Raw genomic sequence first — 15,196 nt, forward strand, 5'->3', positions numbered from 1 at the left:
TCGCTTTTGGGGGATGGATCAGCCTCTGCCGAACAGCATGAGGATGTAACGCTTCAGGTGGGTGACGCTGTCGCGGGCGATCGCAGGGTCGTCCGTGGTCTTCGCCATGATGAAGGCGCCCTGCAGCACCGCCTGGATATGCCGCGCGAGGCTCATCGCGCCGACGCCGTGCGAAATGCCGTGGCGCGCGATCGCGGCCTCGATGTCGGGGGCCAGCGCCTCGCAATAGGCGGTGATGCTCGCCTCGCATGCAGTGCGGATCGCCGGGCTCGTCGCATAGGCTTCCTGCACCATCGTGCCGACGAAGCAGGTGAAATCCTCGACCGGGCCTTCGAGCATCGCGAGGCGGAAATCGATATGGCCGAGCAGGCGGTCCAGCGGATCTTCCAGCTTCGTGTGCGGCGGCAGCTCGAACATCGGCCGCGCGCGCTCGGTCCAGCCTTCGGCGGCAGCGACCGCCAGCGCGTCCTTCGACGCGAAATGGTGGAAGAAGGCACCTTTGGTGACTCCCGCCACCGTGCAAATCTCGTCGACCGTCGTCGCGGCATAGCCTTTGCGCCGCACCGTCTGATGCGCCGCGGCGATCAGCTTGTCGCGCGCGCTCCCCCGCGCCGCCCGCCCGCCTGCGGGGGCGCCGCCGCCCGCCGAGGGGACAGTGCGGGCGGCGGCAGCGGAACCGCGCGGGGCGCGGCGGGAGGGGGTCGAGGGGCGGTGATTCGTCGTCATGCGAATCTACATACCGACTGGTTGGTATGTTGTCAACTCGTGGACCTCGCGCTCCGCGGCCCCTTCGCCAACTTCGGGAAACAACTTCGGGAAACTGGGGGAAAAAGACTCGACCCTCCCGCCGCTTGCCCTATGAAGGGTTTGGGGAACAAAGCGGGCACAAGGCCCGCGAGGGGGAATGTCCATGGTCGCGATCGTCGCCACCACCGCCTATCTCGGGCTCGAAGCGCGCGGGGTCGAGGTGCAGTGCCAGATCACCCCCGGCGTCCCGCGCTTCATCGTCGTCGGGCTTCCCGACAAGGCGGTCGGCGAAAGCCGCGAGCGCGTTCGCGCCGCGATCGCCGCGATCGGCCTGTCGCTCCCGCCCAAGGTCATCACGGTCAACCTGTCGCCCGCCGACCTGCCCAAGGAGGGCTCGCACTACGACCTGCCGATCGCGCTCGCGCTGCTCGGCGCGATGGGGGTGGTCGATCCCGAAACGCTGGCGAGCTACGTCGTCGTCGGCGAGCTCGGGCTCGACGGGCGGGTCGCGGCGTCGCCCGGCGTGCTGCTCGCGGCACTCCACGCGGGCAGCGTCGAACGCGGACTCGTCTGCCCGGCCGCGCAGGGCCCCGAGGCGGCCTGGGCCGGCAATGTCGAGGTGCTCGCGGCGCCCGACCTTCTGTCGCTGCTCAATCATTTCAAGGGCAGCGCGCCGCTCGCCGCGCCGCGGCCGGGGGAGGTCGAGCCGCCCGTCCGCACCGCCGATCTCGCGCAGGTCAAGGGACAGGAGACCGCGAAGCGCGCGCTCGAGATCGCCGCGGCGGGCGGCCATAATCTGCTAATATACAGGTCGTCAAGACCCGCTTGGCTATATTAGCCGAAGACCATATATTGTTAGCAATAGCGCTGGGGAGAGGGGAATATCATGCAAGATGCGGGGGCTATTCTAGATCAAATTTCCGGCGCGTTGGATGCTGCTGCGACGTTCCTAATCAATAACATCGGAGATGAGCGGCCCTTAAATGAGATTTGGGGTTGGAACCTGCCCGCGATTAACCGGACAGAATTTGCGGAAATCATAAGAAGCCCGATACAGCTTATCCAAAGCTTCGATGGCCGAAACGTTTCGGATACGGATTTCGAGACCCTTTCGCAGTTTCCTGGCCGCATATCCTTCCTTCAACAAAGCGTGCTCCCGAACGTGAGCGGGGGCAACGCTTGGCAAGTGTATCTGACAACCCTTTCGCTGATTGACCGCATTAATGGTCTGTTGGAGCCCTACGTGCCCAACGAAAATGATTGGGAGAAGATTGAGGATGCAAAGCTGATCCCTGCAAGTCAGTTGCGCCGACTTCGAACCCTTCGAGGCACCGTGGAAAAGATCGCGGGCGACAGCGAGGGGCTCGCTCAGAAGATCAGCGAGATAAATGAGGCGCGCGCGACAGCGGAGGCTTTGCCGGCTGATCTTCAGAGCTTGGCCGAAGCGCGCGAGGCATATGCTGCGGCGATGAAGGTCATTGATGATAATAAGGGAGCGATGGCAGGCGCGCTAAAAGCCGCCGCATCCGACCAAGCTGCAATCGCCAGTATGAAAGACCAAGCGCAGCAGTTGGTTGCTAGCACTGAGGCAGCCCAAGCAGCGGCTACTACGCAGGGGTTGGGGGCTGCTTTCGATCAGAAGGCGAGAGCGTTGGGCACGTCCACTGGTATTTTAGGGTTGGTGCTTGTGGGGACTCTCGCGACAGCCGCGGTAGTCTCCGCATTACGCATAAGGGCTATTCATGACTTGATAGAAAAGCCCGACGTTTCGCTTCAACTTCTTTGGGTTCATGTGATGCTCACCGCGATTAGCGTGGCTGGGCCAGTGTGGTTGGCGTGGATTCTCACCAAGCAGATTGGGCAGCGGTTTCGGCTGGCGGAGGATTACGCCTTCAAAGCCTCAGTGGCGAAGGCATATGAGGGCTATAGACGCGAGGCGGTAAGAATTGACCCTCAATTTGAAAAACGCCTCTTCGGCTCTGTTCTTGATCGCCTAGATGAGGCGCCGTTACGTCATGTCGAAACTGAAAACCACGGCAGCCCTTGGGCGGAGTTGATCGTTGGAAAGATTACAAAGAGCAGGGAGCCGGCGCCCATTGAAAACTCGTCTAAACTGAAACAGACCAACAGGCCTGAGCCTTGAGTTTTGCTATTCGCACCCAACCCCATCTCCGTCTCGATCTAGTCGAGGCGCATATCCGGGATCGCTTGCATAGACCGGCGCCGCCCCCGCCGCTCGCGCTTCGGAGCAATTAGCGAAAGCTCTGCCTCCATGTGCGCGACTTGGTTCGTGGGAAACGAGGGGCACAGGTGCGACCTTCGGCTCCGGCACGGCTTCCGCCGAGGGCGGGACGAGTTCGAAGCCTTCGGGGATCGCCGCGCCGGGAGTTTCCATCGGTGCCTCAAAGAGTGTCTGCGGTTCTTCGTTGGCGCGCGGCGGGGCTTCCGTGTCTCCTGCGGTGCATCTGCCCAGGACGAACGCGGCAATCGCGACGCCCACTAGCAGTCCTTGGCTATTCTCCCCCTTCGCCATGTCGGGACGCTGCCACGAAATGGTAAACAAGTCGATCCACACGAAGTAGGCGATGTTCCCGAGCGGCGGCGGCGGGGGCGGCGGGTGTGCTCACGCCTGCAAGGGGTAGAGTTTCAAAGTAAGTTGCACATGGGGAGCTTGCGGTGCGCTCCCTACAAGTGAGGCGCCATTGCCGTCAGCCTGTCCAGAGAGCTGGAGGGTAGCGGAGTTCACGCCCAAGGTGCTCTCCATTCCCGGCTGGTTAGTGTGAGTAAAGACGTTAACCTCTGTCGTGAGCTGATCCCCATTCACGGCATAGGTTCCGGCGTAGGCCATCATGCTATCGCCCCCATAAATCTTTCCGTCGGTCAGATAGGCTACGCCCGAACCTTCGCCGAGGGGCGTGCCAAACTGCACCTTATAAAAGCCATCCTTAAACGCCATTTTGGTATCCTCTTGTTATGTGGGCGCTCGGATTGGCGCCGCCGAACACATGGGGAACGCCCTGGGGCATTCAAGGGGTAGGGTTCGGCGCCAAGTCCCAAAGAGGGACGCATCGCTTCCTGGGTGAAAATGCTCTAGCAGCGAAGAGCACGACGGATAGGGGAAGTGTTTTTGTCTCACGATTTATTCAACGATTTGGCGCGACTGGACCCTTATCAGCGTGCCATTGAGTTACAGAATGTTCTCGTCGCGGCTTGTGAAGGAAAACGGGATGGCGCGTCTGACGCCAAGTATAAGCAGTTGCGCGCTTGGGCGCGAGACCATCCTGCATTAGCGCATACGGTGCCTAACATCGTTCAGACCAACCACGACCTTGGGGCCTTCTGGTCCTACATAAAGTCATACAGCGATCAATGGGAGCCTCGCCGGCAGCACGTTCGCGAGTTGCTGCGCGACTTCATCGCCTTGGCGGAGAAAGTCCCCGGCGAATGGGAGCCGATAAGCGCCAGCGCTTGGACAGGCAAACGGAGCGCGCGGGAAGAGGCTGCGGCGGCAAAGGCCCTTCTGCCTGTCGCCCAAGCATCAATCGAAGCATTGATTGACCACTTGGAGCGCGGGAGGGGAAACGGTGGTCCGCCGCTGGACGAACATCAGGAAGCCATTGCCGCCCTTAAGGGTCTGCACGACGCGCTTGGAAGCCTGATTGCCGCATACGATAAGGAGGCGGCGCCTTCTCTGGCAGTTAAAAAGGAAGCAGTCGAATATCTCGGTCGAGCCGCCAAGGCTTTGAAAGATGATCCTATGCCCTTTGCAGTATCGGCACTTTGCATGGCCGTCTGTGCTGGTGCGGGCCTGCCGAACGTGGCGGCGTGGCTAGGTGCGGCGACAATGGTTATTCGGAAACAGGATCGAACCTAAATTTCTGCCGCCATCATCTGGTGGGCGGGCAATGGGAATATGGCGCCATCCTAAAAAAGACCGATGACGAAAAGGGCCCAACCGGCAACGACAGTTATCAGCACTAAGGCAAACTCGATCTGAATTGCCGTAGGGCGCCGCATAGGGTCCTTATACTGGCCAACCGCCGCGCGGCATAGGAATAACTGGCGCCACATATGCCCTTAAATTGCCCTCTCGTGCCCATGCAGCGGCATTCGGGAGCCGACCGGTATCTCGACATAGGGCACCCGAATTTGTTACAGATAATTCTACCTACAGCCCGCTTTGTTTGCGGCGCCATTTAACGAGAACCGCGAGGGGACTTATTCCGCGCAATGTGGCACCCTGTAGGTTGCTCGGAGAGGGGGATATGCGGCGCATTATTAGTCAGTGGTGGCGTGGTAGGTTAGCGTTGTTCCTTATGCCGATACCTGCCGCATTCATTGCGATTATCTAGGCGCCGCCTAATTTTGCTCGGGAGGATTACGCATGACGCCCAAGCTAAGCGGACGTTCTGAAGCGATCCGAAGCGGTGCGACGCCTTTTGAACAAGGCGCTTCAAGCCTAATCGGATCATTAGGGTGGTGACACGCCTCGAAGAGGAGACCCGGATCGGCAAGGGCGGGACCCTGGCGGCGCAGCTGTCGCGGCTCGACCTGATCGTGCTCGACGAGCTCGGTTATCTGCCGTTCGCCCGCTCCGGAGGGCAGTTGCTGTTCCACCTCATCAGCAAGCTTTATGAGCGCACCAGCGTCATCATCACCACCAACCTCGCCTTCGGCGAGTGGCCTACCGTCTTCGGTGATCCCAAGATGACTACGGCGCTGCTCGACCGCGTCACCCACCACTGCGATATCATCGAGACCGGCAACGATAGCTGGCGCTTCAAAAACCGCAGCTGACCGCCACCTTCGGCCCCTTCAAAAATCTATCTTGCGCTGCGCGCGCCTCCGGTCGGGCTACGCCCGCCCTCCGCCGCACGCAGCGCAAGGCGACCCTCAACTAACCGGCATCATATCCGAAAAGGGGGTCCCTCTTCGACGCCGATAGGGGGTCCCTTTTGAACGCCGTTTGACANTATCTTGCGCTGCGCGCGCCTCCGGTCGGGCTACGCCCGCCCTCCGCCGCACGCAGCGCAAGGCGACCCTCAACTAACCGGCATCATATCCGAAAAGGGGGTCCCTCTTCGACGCCGATAGGGGGTCCCTTTTGAACGCCGTTTGACACTCTGCTTGTTCCGGCGTGCTAAACCGCGTGTAGGAATAGAGCTTGGGCATGGGGTAAAGGTGGCGCATCGTTGAAGCTCCTTCAAGGGGTCTCCAAGTGCGATACATGCTGATGGCGGGGCCGCCGGGGGCGGGCAAGTCGCTGATGGCGGCCTGCCTGCCCGGCATCCTGCCCGATCTGACGCCCGCCGAGGCGCTCGAAGTGTCGATGATCGCCTCGGTCGCGGGGACGCTCGAAGGCGGGCGGCTCGTTCGCGCGCGGCCGTTCCGCAGCCCCCACCATTCGGCCTCGATGCCCGCGCTCGTCGGCGGAGGGCTGCGGGTGCGGCCGGGCGAGGTCAGCCTCGCGCATCTCGGCGTGCTGTTCCTCGACGAGCTCCCGGAGTTTCAGCGCGGGGTGCTCGACAGCCTGCGCCAGCCGCTCGAGACCGGCGAGGTCAGCGTCGCGCGCGCCAATGCCCACGTCACCTTTCCGGCGCGGGTGCAACTCGTCGCGGCGATGAATCCGTGCCGCTGCGGGCATCTGGGCGATCCGGCGCTCGCGTGCAGCCGCGCGCCGCGCTGCGCCGCCGATTATCAGGCCAAGCTGTCGGGGCCGCTGCTCGACCGCATCGACCTGCATGTCGAGGTGCAGGCGGTGAGCGCCGCCGACCTCGTCCTGCCGCCGCCCGCCGAGGGCAGCGCCGAGGTCGCGGCGCGCGTCGCAGCGGCGCGCGGCGTTCAGACCCGGCGCTACGCCGGGCACAAGGCGCGGACCAACGCCGAGATCGACGGCGAATTGCTCGCAGCGGTCGCGACCCCTGACGAGGCGGGGCGCGCCTTATTGGCGCAAGCGGCCGAGGCGATGCGGCTCTCAGCGCGCGGCTATACGCGGATGCTGCGCGTCGCGCGGACGATCGCCGACCTCGCGGGGGTCGACACCATCGGCCGCATCCATATCGCCGAAGCGCTCAGCTACCGGCGGCAGGCGCCGCGCAATTGAGGATGAAGCATTGCGGCCCATCCGCGACTCTTTATCCTGGCCCGCAGAGGAGCGTACATTGTCAGAACCAATCAGGGGATCGTGCCTTTGCGGGGCGGTGTCGTTCGCGATCGACGGGAAGATCGGCCCGGCCGGCCAGTGCCATTGCTCGAAATGCCGGAAGGTTTCGGGGACCGACGGCAATGCCGTCTTCTACACATCGGTCCGCAGCTTTCGCTGGCTGGGCGGCGAGGCGAATATCGCGAGCTTCGCGGTCCCCGGCGGCGCGGGCTGGACATCCACCTTCTGCCGGACGTGCGGAAGCCCGACGCCGCATCCCGATGCCGAGGGGAAGATCTATTTCGTGCCGGCGGGGCTGCTCGACGACGACCCGGGGTTTCGGGGCTATGCGGCGCATATCTTCGTAGGGTCGAAGGCGCCGTGGGTGTGCATCACCGACGGCGCCCCGCAATATGCCGAGGGCTTCGGGTCGCCCGTCATGCAGGGCTGACGGCCTGGCGGGGAACGGCCAGGCGTCCGCCGCGTTTCGGCGGGGAGGAGAAAGCCATGCTCGAGATGATCGACAGCGCGGATGACGTGATCGCGCTCATCGTTTCGGACCGGATCGGCGGCGATGAACTCGATGCGGTCATGGACCGGCTCGACGGCGCGATGGCGCGGCACGACAAGGTGCATGTCTTCGTCGAGACGCGCTCGATCGACGGGGTCGAGATCGCGGGGCTCGGTGCCTATATGAAGCGCGCTCTGCCGCTACTCGGCAAGCTCGATCGTTTCGGCCGCGTCGCCGTGGTTGCCGACCAGGCCTGGATACGCGCCCTGACCAAGATCGAAAGCGCGGTCCTGCCGCATATCGGCTATCGCGTCTTCGAACCCGACGCGCGCAAAGAGGCCTTGGACTGGGTTACCGGCGCCGCGTGACGCGCCGCCGGGTCAGAGACCGACCGACTTGTTCTCGACGACTTCGAGCGGCGGCGGGGCCTTGACCGCGGCCGGCGCGGCGCCGTGGCGGCGGTGCGACAGCTTGCCGTCGACCTTGCCGCCATTCTCGATCGTGATCGTTTCGTAGACGACGTCGCCGGTGATCCGCGCGCTCGCGTGGATGATCAGCGTCTTGGCCTCGATCGACCCGTCGACCAGCCCCGCGATCTTCGCGGTCTCGGCGACGATCGCGCCCTTGACCTCGCTCGCCTCGCCCTGGACGAGGTTCGCGCATTTGAGGTCGCCCTCGATCTTGCCGTCGACGTGGAGGTCGACGCTCGCGGCGACGTTGCCGGTGATGACGACGTCCGACCCGATGATCGAGAAGGTCGTATGGCGGGCGCCGGTCGCCATCTTAGCGGGCTGCGACTGCGCTGCCGGCATGGGCGCGGGCGAGGGCACCGACTCGCTGTCGGGCATCGGCTTTGACTTCGAGAACATCGGCTTTGGCCTCCAGGAAGCGGCGCGGATTGACCGCGACGCCGTTCAAACGGACTTCGAAATGCAGGTGGCTGCCGGTCGAGCGGCCGGTCGAGCCCATCTTGGCGATCTGCTGCCCCGCGGCGACGCGCGCGCCGACCGAGGTGTTGAAGCCGGACAGGTGGGCGTAGCGGGTCATGATGCCCTGACCATGATCGACCTCGACGACATTGCCATAGCCCGAACGGCGACCGACGAAGGCGACCTTGCCCGGGGCGGCGGCGAGGATCGGGGTGCCGAGCGGGCCGGGGAAATCGAGCCCCGCGTGCATCGCGCTCGCGCCGGTGAAGGGGTCGTGGCGATAGCCGTAGCTCGACGAGAGCATCAGCACATGCGCGGGCTGCCCCGAGGGGATGGCGACGAGAGTGCGTTCGAGCACCTCCATGCGGAACAGCGCGCCTTCGAGCGCGGCGAAGCTCTTGCCCAGCGCGCCCGCGCGGCCGATGCGGCCGCGCCAGGGGATGAAGGGACCGCCCTGTCCGGTGCTCGCCTTGCGGACCAGCGATTTGGGGTCGAGCCCGAGCTTGGCGACCGCGCCTTCGGCCTTGCCCGCGCGCGCGTTGACCGCCGCGAGCAGGCGCGCCGAAAAGGCCTCCTGCCGCGCTTCGAGCCGCGCGAGCACCTGCGCCTCGGGGGGCAGGCGCGGATCGGCCGCGCTGGTTTCGAGCGGCTTGGCCGCCGCGTCCGCCGCACCGGCCTTGGCGTCGGCGGGGAGCGGCTCGGCGCCGAAATAGGTTTTCTGCCAATCCTCGAGCTGCGCCTGGCGTTCGTCGAGGTCGGCGGCGATCTCGCCGATGCGGTCGCGATATTTGGCGATGCGCGCTTCGGCGGCGGCCGCGGCGGCTTCCTTCTGCGCGACCTCGGCGCGTTCGCCGGCGGTCAGGAGCTGATTGACGAAGATCGTGAGCGTGGCGCCGGCCCAGACGAGCAGCACCGCGCCTGCGATCAGCGCGACGCGCTTTTGCCAGACGGCGCTCACGCGCAGGAAGCGGACGTGTCCGTGCGTGCGTACGAAGATTTCATGGTCCTGAAACAGCGCGTTGAAGCGCTGGCGCCAACGGCGCAGACCGGTCGATTGCGAAGACAAGTAACGACCCCGTCTTTTGTTCTGATGGAGCCCTCCGCCCCGACGTGAAGCGCGCTTTACCAGCGGTGTCAGCCCAGCGCGAATCTTTGCGCCCCGACTCGGGCTGAATCGAAAGGGGGATGCGATGAGTCGTGAAAAACTGCCAAAATGGTGACTTTTCCGCCGAAAATCGCAGCGCGAATCGCGAACGTACAGGCGTCGAGTAGAGGGTGTCCGCCGCCATCGTTGACGGCTTGCTTACCATTTCGGGCTAGGCGGAGCGGGTGACGCACATGCCCAACCTTTCCGCAGCGATCGACGCGGCGGACGCCGGCCCCGCCGCCCGCGAGACGCGGCCGCGTTCGGCGGTCAGCGCAGGCGTCGGCATCGTCGGGCTGATCGGCCTCTTCTCCTATCTGCTGATCGCGCGTTATGCGCCCGAGATCGCGGCGTTTCTGGGCATCGACTGGGGCGGCCGGGGGCGGATGGACGGCCCCGTATCGGCGATCGCGAGCGTGCTCGCCTGCGGCGTTCCGATGGTGCTCTGGTCGCTGTTCGTCGACAAGGTGCACCGCAATCCGTCGACCGGGATCGACTGGTCGCTGCGCCGGCCTTGGCGCGAGACGCTCGACATCAGCCTGACCAAGCTCGCGGGCCTCTGGGCGACCTGGGGGCTGATCGCGCTCGGTTATGCGACGATGCGCTATTACTGGTCGGGGCAATATGAATTTTCGATGGAGCTGCTCGCGCGCGTCGCGCCGTGGCTGCTGCTCGTCTCGGTCCCCTATATGCTGTGGCTCGACCGCCGCCTGGTCGATCCGCGCGACGGCTGCTACGCCTTCGGCCGCTGGCTCATTGCGCCCGGTGCGCCGGTCGATGGCCGCGCGATCGGCCATCATTTCCGCGCCTGGGCGGTGAAGGGTTTCTTCACCGCTTTCATGCTGTCGATCGTGCCGGGCAATTTCTCGTCGCTGGTCAGCGTGTCGATGAGCGAGGTGCTGGCGAACCCCTATATGACCGGGCTGTGGACGATCAATCTTCTCTATCTGGTCGACGTCCATATCGCGACCGTCGGCTATATTTTGACGTTGAAGCCGCTCGACGCGCACATCCGCACCGCCAATCCCTACGGCATGGCATGGGTCGCGGCGCTGATCTGCTATCCGCCCTTCATCCTGATGAACGGCGGCCCGCTCGACTATCAGGTCGGCGGGGCGGACTGGGGCTATTGGCTCGCGGGTCACGACACGCTGATGGCGGTCTGGGGCGCGCTGCTCGTCGGCCTGATCGCCGTCTACGCCTGGGCGACGATGGCGTTCGGCATCCGCTTTTCGAACCTGACGCACCGCGGCGTGATCACCCACGGCCCTTATGCCTTGACGCGTCACCCCGCCTATATCTCGAAGAATCTGAGCTGGTGGGTCGGCTCGCTGCCCTTCCTCGTCACCAGCGGCGGCTGGGTCGAGGGCGCGCGCAACACGGCGCTCCTCGCATTGGTCAGCAGCGTCTATTACTGGCGCGCGAAGACCGAGGAAAAGCATCTGCTCGCCGATCCCGCCTATCAGGCCTATTGGAGCTGGGCGCAGAAAAACGCGCTGGTGCCGCGGCTTTTCGCAAAGCTGACGGGACGGAGCGCGCCGCTGATCCGGCTCGAACCCGATTCGCGCGTGGGGCCGGTCGCCTAGCCGCACGGCCGCCGAACGGACGGCACACTCCGGAAATTGCGGGAATGGCGGTCTTGCGCGGTCGGATTTGCGCCGTTACGGGACTCCTCGTCTTCGAAACTAGCGGGCTGTTGCCCGCCAAGTCGAAGGCCAAAGGAGAGAAAAGTCGATGAAATCCCCTCTTGCGGCGTCGTTCGGCGCCCTGTTGCTGCTCGCCGGCTGTTCGGGCCAACCCCAGTCCGAAGCCAAAACCCCCGAAACCAAGACCGCGGTCGACGAAAAGAAGCTGCCCGACACCGGCGGCGGCGAACCGATCGAATTGAGCGCGATCGAAAAGGGCGAACTGCTGCGCCTCGACGGCGACCATGAATGCAGCTTCACCATCAAGGGCCAGTCGGGTCCGGCGCTCGTCGCCAAGGCCAGCATCGGCGACGACGAGCTCGCCTCGGGCGCCTACAAGATCGGCGGCAAGGTGCTGCGCGTCGCGGGCTCGGGCGGCTTCAAGGCGCTCGAAAAGGGCATGGAGCTCTCGGGTCCCGGCATGAAGCTGGCGGTCAAGCCGGCCGAAGGGTCCGAGGTCGCGACGCTCACCGCGCAGCGCACCTATGGCGGCGAACGCAGCTATGAGGGCGCGTGGGCCTGCAAGGCCTGAGCCTGAACCCTATCGATCGACGCCGGGCTCGCGGACGCGGATGAGGCCGGTCGAGCGCATCGTCATCACCGGCTCGTCATGCTGGTTGAAGACGGTGAGCTTCGACTGGAACAATCCCATCTCGGGCCGGCTTTTCGATCGCCTCTTGTCGAGCACTTCGGTCTCGCAGCGCAGCGTGTCGCCGGGATAGACGGGCTTCAGCCAACGAAGTTCGTCGATCCCCGGCGAGCCGAGGCTCGCCTGCTCGCGCGCTTTCATATTGTCGGCGAGCATCCGCATCGTCATCGACCCGGTGTGCCAGCCGCTCGCCGACAGCCGCCCGAAATGCGTCGCGGCCGCTGCCGCATCGTCGAGGTGGAAAGGCTGCGGGTCGAACTGGCTCGCGAAGTCGATCACCTCCTCGCGCGTGACGCGCTTGCTTCCGAAGCGCTCGGTCGCGCCGACCTCGATATCTTCATAATAGAGCATGGCGATCCTATGGCGCGCCGGGGCCGGCGAAGGCAAGCGGCCTAATGCGCGATCCGCTTCGCGAGGGCGCCCGTCGCGTCGCTCGGCAGCGGCGCGACGCCGATCAGCGTCATCAGCAGCGGATAGACCTCGATATTGTCGACGATGCCGATATCGCCCTTGAGGCCGGTGTTGGCGGCGACGAACAGCGCCAGCATGTCGGGGTCCTGATTGTCATAGCCGTGCGCGCCGCCCGCGATCGGCCATTCGGGCTCGCCCGCGATGATCGACCAGCCGGGCTCGGCGATGCAGATGATCGCGGCGACGCGCGGGTTGCGGCCGTAGTGGAGGCGCGCGGGCAGATCCTCGCGGCGGCGGCAATCCATATGGTCGTGCGGCTTCAGCAGCGCCGCGAACACGCGGTCGTCGGTCGCCGCCGCGGGCTCGATCGCGGCATAGGGGCCGGTCTCGACCGCGATGATGCTGGGAAGGTCGATCAGGTCGGCGAGCTGGATCACGCGCGCCGCGTCGACCGCGCGCATTCCATGGTCGGCGACGACCAGCAGGCGCACGGGCTGGCCCAGCGCGTCGAGCCCCGCGACAAGCTCGCCGAGGCGGCTGTCGACCTCGGCGATCGCGGCGTTCACCTCGGCGCTGTCGGGGCCGAAGCGATGGCCGGCGGTATCGACGATGTCGAAATAGAGGGTGACGAAGGCGGGGCGGATCGCCGCCGGCCGGCGCATCCAGTCGAGCACGGTGTTGACGCGCTGGGCGCCCGAGACATGCTGGTCGAAACGCAGCCAGTCGGGCGGCCGGGCGCCGTGGATGTCGACCTCGCTGCCCGGCCAGAACATCGTCGCGCTGCGCACCCCGGCCTTTTCGGCGGTGACCCAAGCCGGCTCGGCTTCGTCCCACCAGAAGCGGTCGAGCGACTGCTTCGCATCGCCGAGGCTGAAGATCTGGTCGGGGCGGCGCGGGTCGATCATCCGGTTGCCGACGATGCCGTTGGTGTCGGGCCGCTTGCCGGTGACGATCGCGTAATGATTGGGGAAGGTCTTGGTCGGAAAGGAGGGGCGCAGCTTGCCGTGCGCGCCCTCGGCGGCGAGCCGCGACAGGTTCGGCGTGAGGCCGCGGTCCAGATAATCGGCGCGGAACCCGTCGATCGAGATGAGGATGGTGACGGGCTGGCGGTCACCGTCTTCCCCGGCCCGCAGCGGCGCGGCGGCGAGGAAGACAAGGGTGAGGATCAGCGAGACGATTCGGGTCATGGTCATGCCGCTAGGATGGGCGGATGACAGCGCGGCGACAAGTCGTGCGTCGCCGCGCGCGCGCCGTCGGTCGGAAATTTCCTTGCATTTCTTGGGGCTGGATGGTGCACCGGTTCCCATCGCAAAAAGGGGAAGCCAGAAATGAAAAAGACTTTGGTCGCCATGATGATGGCGGGGGCGGCGCTCGTCGCAGCGCCGGCGGGGGCGCAGAAGGCCGACGACGCCAACGGCATCATCGATCAGGGGATGAACCACAGCCAGGTGATGGTGATCGCGCAGGAAATGACCGACGGGCTCGGTCCGCGCCTCACCAACTCGCCGGGGATGCGCCGCGCCGAGCAATGGGCGCTCGACAAGTTCAACGGCTGGGGTCTCTCCAACGTCCGCCGCGACGGCTTCGAATTCGGCCGCGGGTGGGAAATCGTCTCGGTCAGCGCGCGCATGACGAGCCCGCGCCCGCTTGCGCTCACCGCGATTCCCGTCGCCTGGACGCCGCCGACGAACGGCGCGATCTCGGCGCCGATCATCGTCGCGCCGATGTCGAAGGAAGAGAATTTCGCCGAATGGCGCGGCAAGCTGGCGGGCAAGATCGTGCTCGTCTCGCTTCCCGCCGACGGCAGCGAACCCGACAAGCCCGCGTTCCGGCGCCTCGATGGCGACGATTTCGAGAAGCTCGAGGCGTTCCGCCAGCCCAAATACGACCCCGAGGCGCTCAACCGCCGCCTCGATCGCGTCACCTTTCCCGAAAAGCTCGACGCCTTTCTGAAGGCCGAGGGCGCGGTCGCCTGGGTGCGCCAATCGTATCGCGACGGCAAGCTGGTGCATGGCGAGGGTTATAATTACCGCGCCGGGCACACGCTCACCCTGCCGGGGATCGAGCTGGCGGCCGAGGATTATCGCCGCCTGGCGCGCCTCGCCAAGTCGGGTTCGGCGCCCCAGCTCGAGATCGACAGCAACGTCCGCTTCGACGACAGCGACACCAGGGCGTACAACATCATCGCCGAAATCCCCGGCACCGACCCCAAGGCGGGCTATGTGATGGCGGGCGCGCATTTCGACAGCTGGGTCGCCGCCGACGGCGCGACCGACAATGCCGCGGGCAGCGCGGTGGTGATGGAGGCGGCGCGGATCATCAAGGCGCTCGGCGTCCGGCCGAAGCGCACGATCCGCTTCGTGCTGTGGAGCGGCGAGGAGCAGGGGCTGCTCGGCAGCCTCGCCTATGTCGACAAATATCTCGCCTCGCGCCCCGGCCCGGCGGAGGGCGAGGACGGCAACCTCCTCTATTACGGCTGGCCGAACCGCTATCCGATCACGCCCAAGCCCGGCTATTACGACCTCAAGGCCTATTTCAACATGGACAATGGCTCGGGCAAGCTGCGCGGCATCTATGCCGAGGGCAATGTCGCCGCGGTGCCGCTGCTCAAGGAATGGCTCGCGCCTTACGCCAGCCTCGGCGCGGGCCGCGTCGTCGCCGCGACCACGGGCGGCACCGACCATGTCTTCATGCAGTCGGTCGGGGTTCCCGGCTATCAGTTCATCCAGGACCCGCTCGATTACGGATCGCGCACCCACCACAGCAGCGCCGACACCTACGACCATCTGAAGGCCGAGGATTTGCGCCAGGCGTCGGTGGTGATGGCGGGCATGCTGCTCGCCTCGGCGAACAGCGACAAGACGCTGCCGCGCTTCCCGGTGCCGAGCCAGCCCTCGGCCTATGATCCGTTCAAATACAAGGATCCTAATGAGTGAGACCTGATAAGCCCCTCCCCTTCAGGGGAGGGGTTGGGGTGG

General features: G+C 65.2%; 14 protein-coding genes and 3 pseudogenes. 10 read left to right on the top strand and 7 right to left on the bottom strand.

The window, feature by feature from the left end; translation table 11 throughout:
* Positions 1 to 18: 18 nt before the first annotated feature.
* Entirely contained in the window at positions 19 to 726 is a 708-nt protein-coding gene (locus tag CD928_RS09530) for a TetR/AcrR family transcriptional regulator (protein ID WP_095386849.1), read from the bottom strand.
* A gap of 184 nt (positions 727 to 910) precedes the next feature.
* Here CD928_RS09530 and CD928_RS09535 point away from each other — a divergent pair.
* Together CD928_RS09535 and CD928_RS09540 are read left to right on the top strand one after the other, a co-directional pair.
* A pseudogene (locus CD928_RS09535) lies at positions 911 to 1,552 on the top strand (magnesium chelatase domain-containing protein); the annotation flags it as partial.
* Positions 1,553 to 1,633: 81 nt separating this feature from the next.
* On the top strand, positions 1,634 to 2,890 hold the full coding sequence (locus tag CD928_RS09540; protein WP_095386850.1) for a hypothetical protein: 1,257 nt from the start codon (positions 1,634 to 1,636) through the stop codon (positions 2,888 to 2,890).
* 6 nt (positions 2,891 to 2,896) lie between these two features.
* Here CD928_RS09540 and CD928_RS24020 read toward each other — a convergent pair whose 3' ends face one another.
* The gene (locus CD928_RS24020) at positions 2,897 to 3,280 is read right to left on the bottom strand and encodes an excalibur calcium-binding domain-containing protein (protein ID WP_095387363.1); all 384 of its coding nucleotides are present in this window, start codon (positions 3,278 to 3,280) and stop codon (positions 2,897 to 2,899) included.
* A 90-nt stretch (positions 3,281 to 3,370) separates the two neighbouring features.
* On the bottom strand, positions 3,371 to 3,703 hold the full coding sequence (locus CD928_RS09550) for a GrlR family regulatory protein (RefSeq protein ID WP_095386851.1): 333 nt from the start codon (positions 3,701 to 3,703) through the stop codon (positions 3,371 to 3,373).
* A 165-nt stretch (positions 3,704 to 3,868) separates the two neighbouring features.
* Here CD928_RS09550 and CD928_RS09555 point away from each other — a divergent pair, with 165 nt between their 5' ends.
* The 5 genes and pseudogenes from CD928_RS09555 (at position 3,869) to CD928_RS09575 (ending at position 7,768) form a co-directional block, all read left to right on the top strand.
* Positions 3,869 to 4,621, top strand: a complete 753-nt coding sequence (locus CD928_RS09555) for a hypothetical protein (protein ID WP_095386852.1) — start codon at positions 3,869 to 3,871, stop codon at positions 4,619 to 4,621.
* 593 nt (positions 4,622 to 5,214) lie between these two features.
* Positions 5,215 to 5,544 (top strand): annotated as a pseudogene (locus tag CD928_RS09560) (ATP-binding protein); the annotation flags it as partial.
* Between the two features lie 430 nt (positions 5,545 to 5,974).
* Positions 5,975 to 6,850, top strand: a pseudogene (locus tag CD928_RS09565) (YifB family Mg chelatase-like AAA ATPase); the annotation flags it as partial.
* A gap of 58 nt (positions 6,851 to 6,908) precedes the next feature.
* Positions 6,909 to 7,340, top strand: a complete 432-nt coding sequence (locus CD928_RS09570) for a GFA family protein (protein WP_176473534.1) — start codon at positions 6,909 to 6,911, stop codon at positions 7,338 to 7,340.
* Between the two features lie 56 nt (positions 7,341 to 7,396).
* Complete coding sequence (locus tag CD928_RS09575; protein WP_095386854.1) at positions 7,397 to 7,768, top strand: STAS/SEC14 domain-containing protein; 372 nt, start codon at positions 7,397 to 7,399, stop codon at positions 7,766 to 7,768.
* A 12-nt stretch (positions 7,769 to 7,780) separates the two neighbouring features.
* On the opposite strand, the gene CD928_RS09580 is transcribed toward CD928_RS09575, so the two are convergent.
* Positions 7,781 to 8,182 (bottom strand): polymer-forming cytoskeletal protein, encoded by a 402-nt coding sequence (locus tag CD928_RS09580; RefSeq protein ID WP_255247097.1) that lies wholly within the window; start codon positions 8,180 to 8,182, stop codon positions 7,781 to 7,783.
* A gap of 1 nt (position 8,183) precedes the next feature.
* The gene (locus CD928_RS09585; protein WP_095386856.1) at positions 8,184 to 9,395 is read right to left on the bottom strand and encodes a M23 family metallopeptidase; all 1,212 of its coding nucleotides are present in this window, start codon (positions 9,393 to 9,395) and stop codon (positions 8,184 to 8,186) included.
* 272 nt (positions 9,396 to 9,667) lie between these two features.
* Between CD928_RS09585 and CD928_RS09590 the strand changes: the two genes are divergently transcribed.
* Both CD928_RS09590 and CD928_RS09595 read left to right on the top strand, forming a co-directional pair.
* Complete coding sequence (locus tag CD928_RS09590; RefSeq protein WP_141237151.1) at positions 9,668 to 11,059, top strand: isoprenylcysteine carboxylmethyltransferase family protein; 1,392 nt, start codon at positions 9,668 to 9,670, stop codon at positions 11,057 to 11,059.
* A 148-nt stretch (positions 11,060 to 11,207) separates the two neighbouring features.
* Positions 11,208 to 11,690 (top strand): hypothetical protein, encoded by a 483-nt coding sequence (locus CD928_RS09595; RefSeq protein WP_095386857.1) that lies wholly within the window; start codon positions 11,208 to 11,210, stop codon positions 11,688 to 11,690.
* 9 nt (positions 11,691 to 11,699) lie between these two features.
* Here the strand turns inward: CD928_RS09595 and CD928_RS09600 are convergent, their stop codons facing one another.
* Both CD928_RS09600 and CD928_RS09605 read right to left on the bottom strand, forming a co-directional pair.
* Positions 11,700 to 12,158 carry a MaoC family dehydratase gene (locus CD928_RS09600; protein WP_095386858.1) on the bottom strand — a complete coding sequence of 153 codons (459 nt, stop codon included), beginning with the start codon at positions 12,156 to 12,158 and terminating at the stop codon, positions 11,700 to 11,702.
* A 41-nt stretch (positions 12,159 to 12,199) separates the two neighbouring features.
* Entirely contained in the window at positions 12,200 to 13,405 is a 1,206-nt protein-coding gene (locus CD928_RS09605) for a nucleotide pyrophosphatase/phosphodiesterase family protein (protein ID WP_095386859.1), read from the bottom strand.
* 141 nt (positions 13,406 to 13,546) lie between these two features.
* Here CD928_RS09605 and CD928_RS09610 point away from each other — a divergent pair, with 141 nt between their 5' ends.
* Complete coding sequence (locus CD928_RS09610) at positions 13,547 to 15,154, top strand: M20/M25/M40 family metallo-hydrolase (RefSeq protein WP_095386860.1); 1,608 nt, start codon at positions 13,547 to 13,549, stop codon at positions 15,152 to 15,154.
* Positions 15,155 to 15,196: the final 42 nt, after the last annotated feature.

Origin of the sequence: Sphingopyxis sp. GW247-27LB, from assembly GCF_002277025.1 — a bacterium.
Classification (GTDB): Bacteria; Pseudomonadota; Alphaproteobacteria; order Sphingomonadales; family Sphingomonadaceae; genus Sphingopyxis.

What these genes read in the sequence shown, in the direction of transcription:
- CD928_RS09600 (WP_095386858.1), bottom strand. Translation starts at nt 12,158, where the DNA reads ATGCTCTATTATGAAGATATCGAGGTCGGCGCGACCGAGCGCTTCGGA.
- CD928_RS09605 (WP_095386859.1), bottom strand. Translation starts at nt 13,405, where the DNA reads ATGACCCGAATCGTCTCGCTGATCCTCACCCTTGTCTTCCTCGCCGCC.
- CD928_RS09550 (WP_095386851.1), bottom strand. Translation starts at nt 3,703, where the DNA reads ATGGCGTTTAAGGATGGCTTTTATAAGGTGCAGTTTGGCACGCCCCTC.
- CD928_RS09575 (WP_095386854.1), top strand. Translation starts at nt 7,397, where the DNA reads ATGCTCGAGATGATCGACAGCGCGGATGACGTGATCGCGCTCATCGTT.
- CD928_RS09590 (WP_141237151.1), top strand. Translation starts at nt 9,668, where the DNA reads ATGCCCAACCTTTCCGCAGCGATCGACGCGGCGGACGCCGGCCCCGCC.
- CD928_RS24020 (WP_095387363.1), bottom strand. Translation starts at nt 3,280, where the DNA reads ATGGCGAAGGGGGAGAATAGCCAAGGACTGCTAGTGGGCGTCGCGATT.
- CD928_RS09610 (WP_095386860.1), top strand. Translation starts at nt 13,547, where the DNA reads ATGAAAAAGACTTTGGTCGCCATGATGATGGCGGGGGCGGCGCTCGTC.
- CD928_RS09580 (WP_255247097.1), bottom strand. Translation starts at nt 8,182, where the DNA reads ATGGCGACCGGCGCCCGCCATACGACCTTCTCGATCATCGGGTCGGAC.
- CD928_RS09595 (WP_095386857.1), top strand. Translation starts at nt 11,208, where the DNA reads ATGAAATCCCCTCTTGCGGCGTCGTTCGGCGCCCTGTTGCTGCTCGCC.
- CD928_RS09540 (WP_095386850.1), top strand. Translation starts at nt 1,634, where the DNA reads ATGCAAGATGCGGGGGCTATTCTAGATCAAATTTCCGGCGCGTTGGAT.
- CD928_RS09530 (WP_095386849.1), bottom strand. Translation starts at nt 726, where the DNA reads ATGACGACGAATCACCGCCCCTCGACCCCCTCCCGCCGCGCCCCGCGC.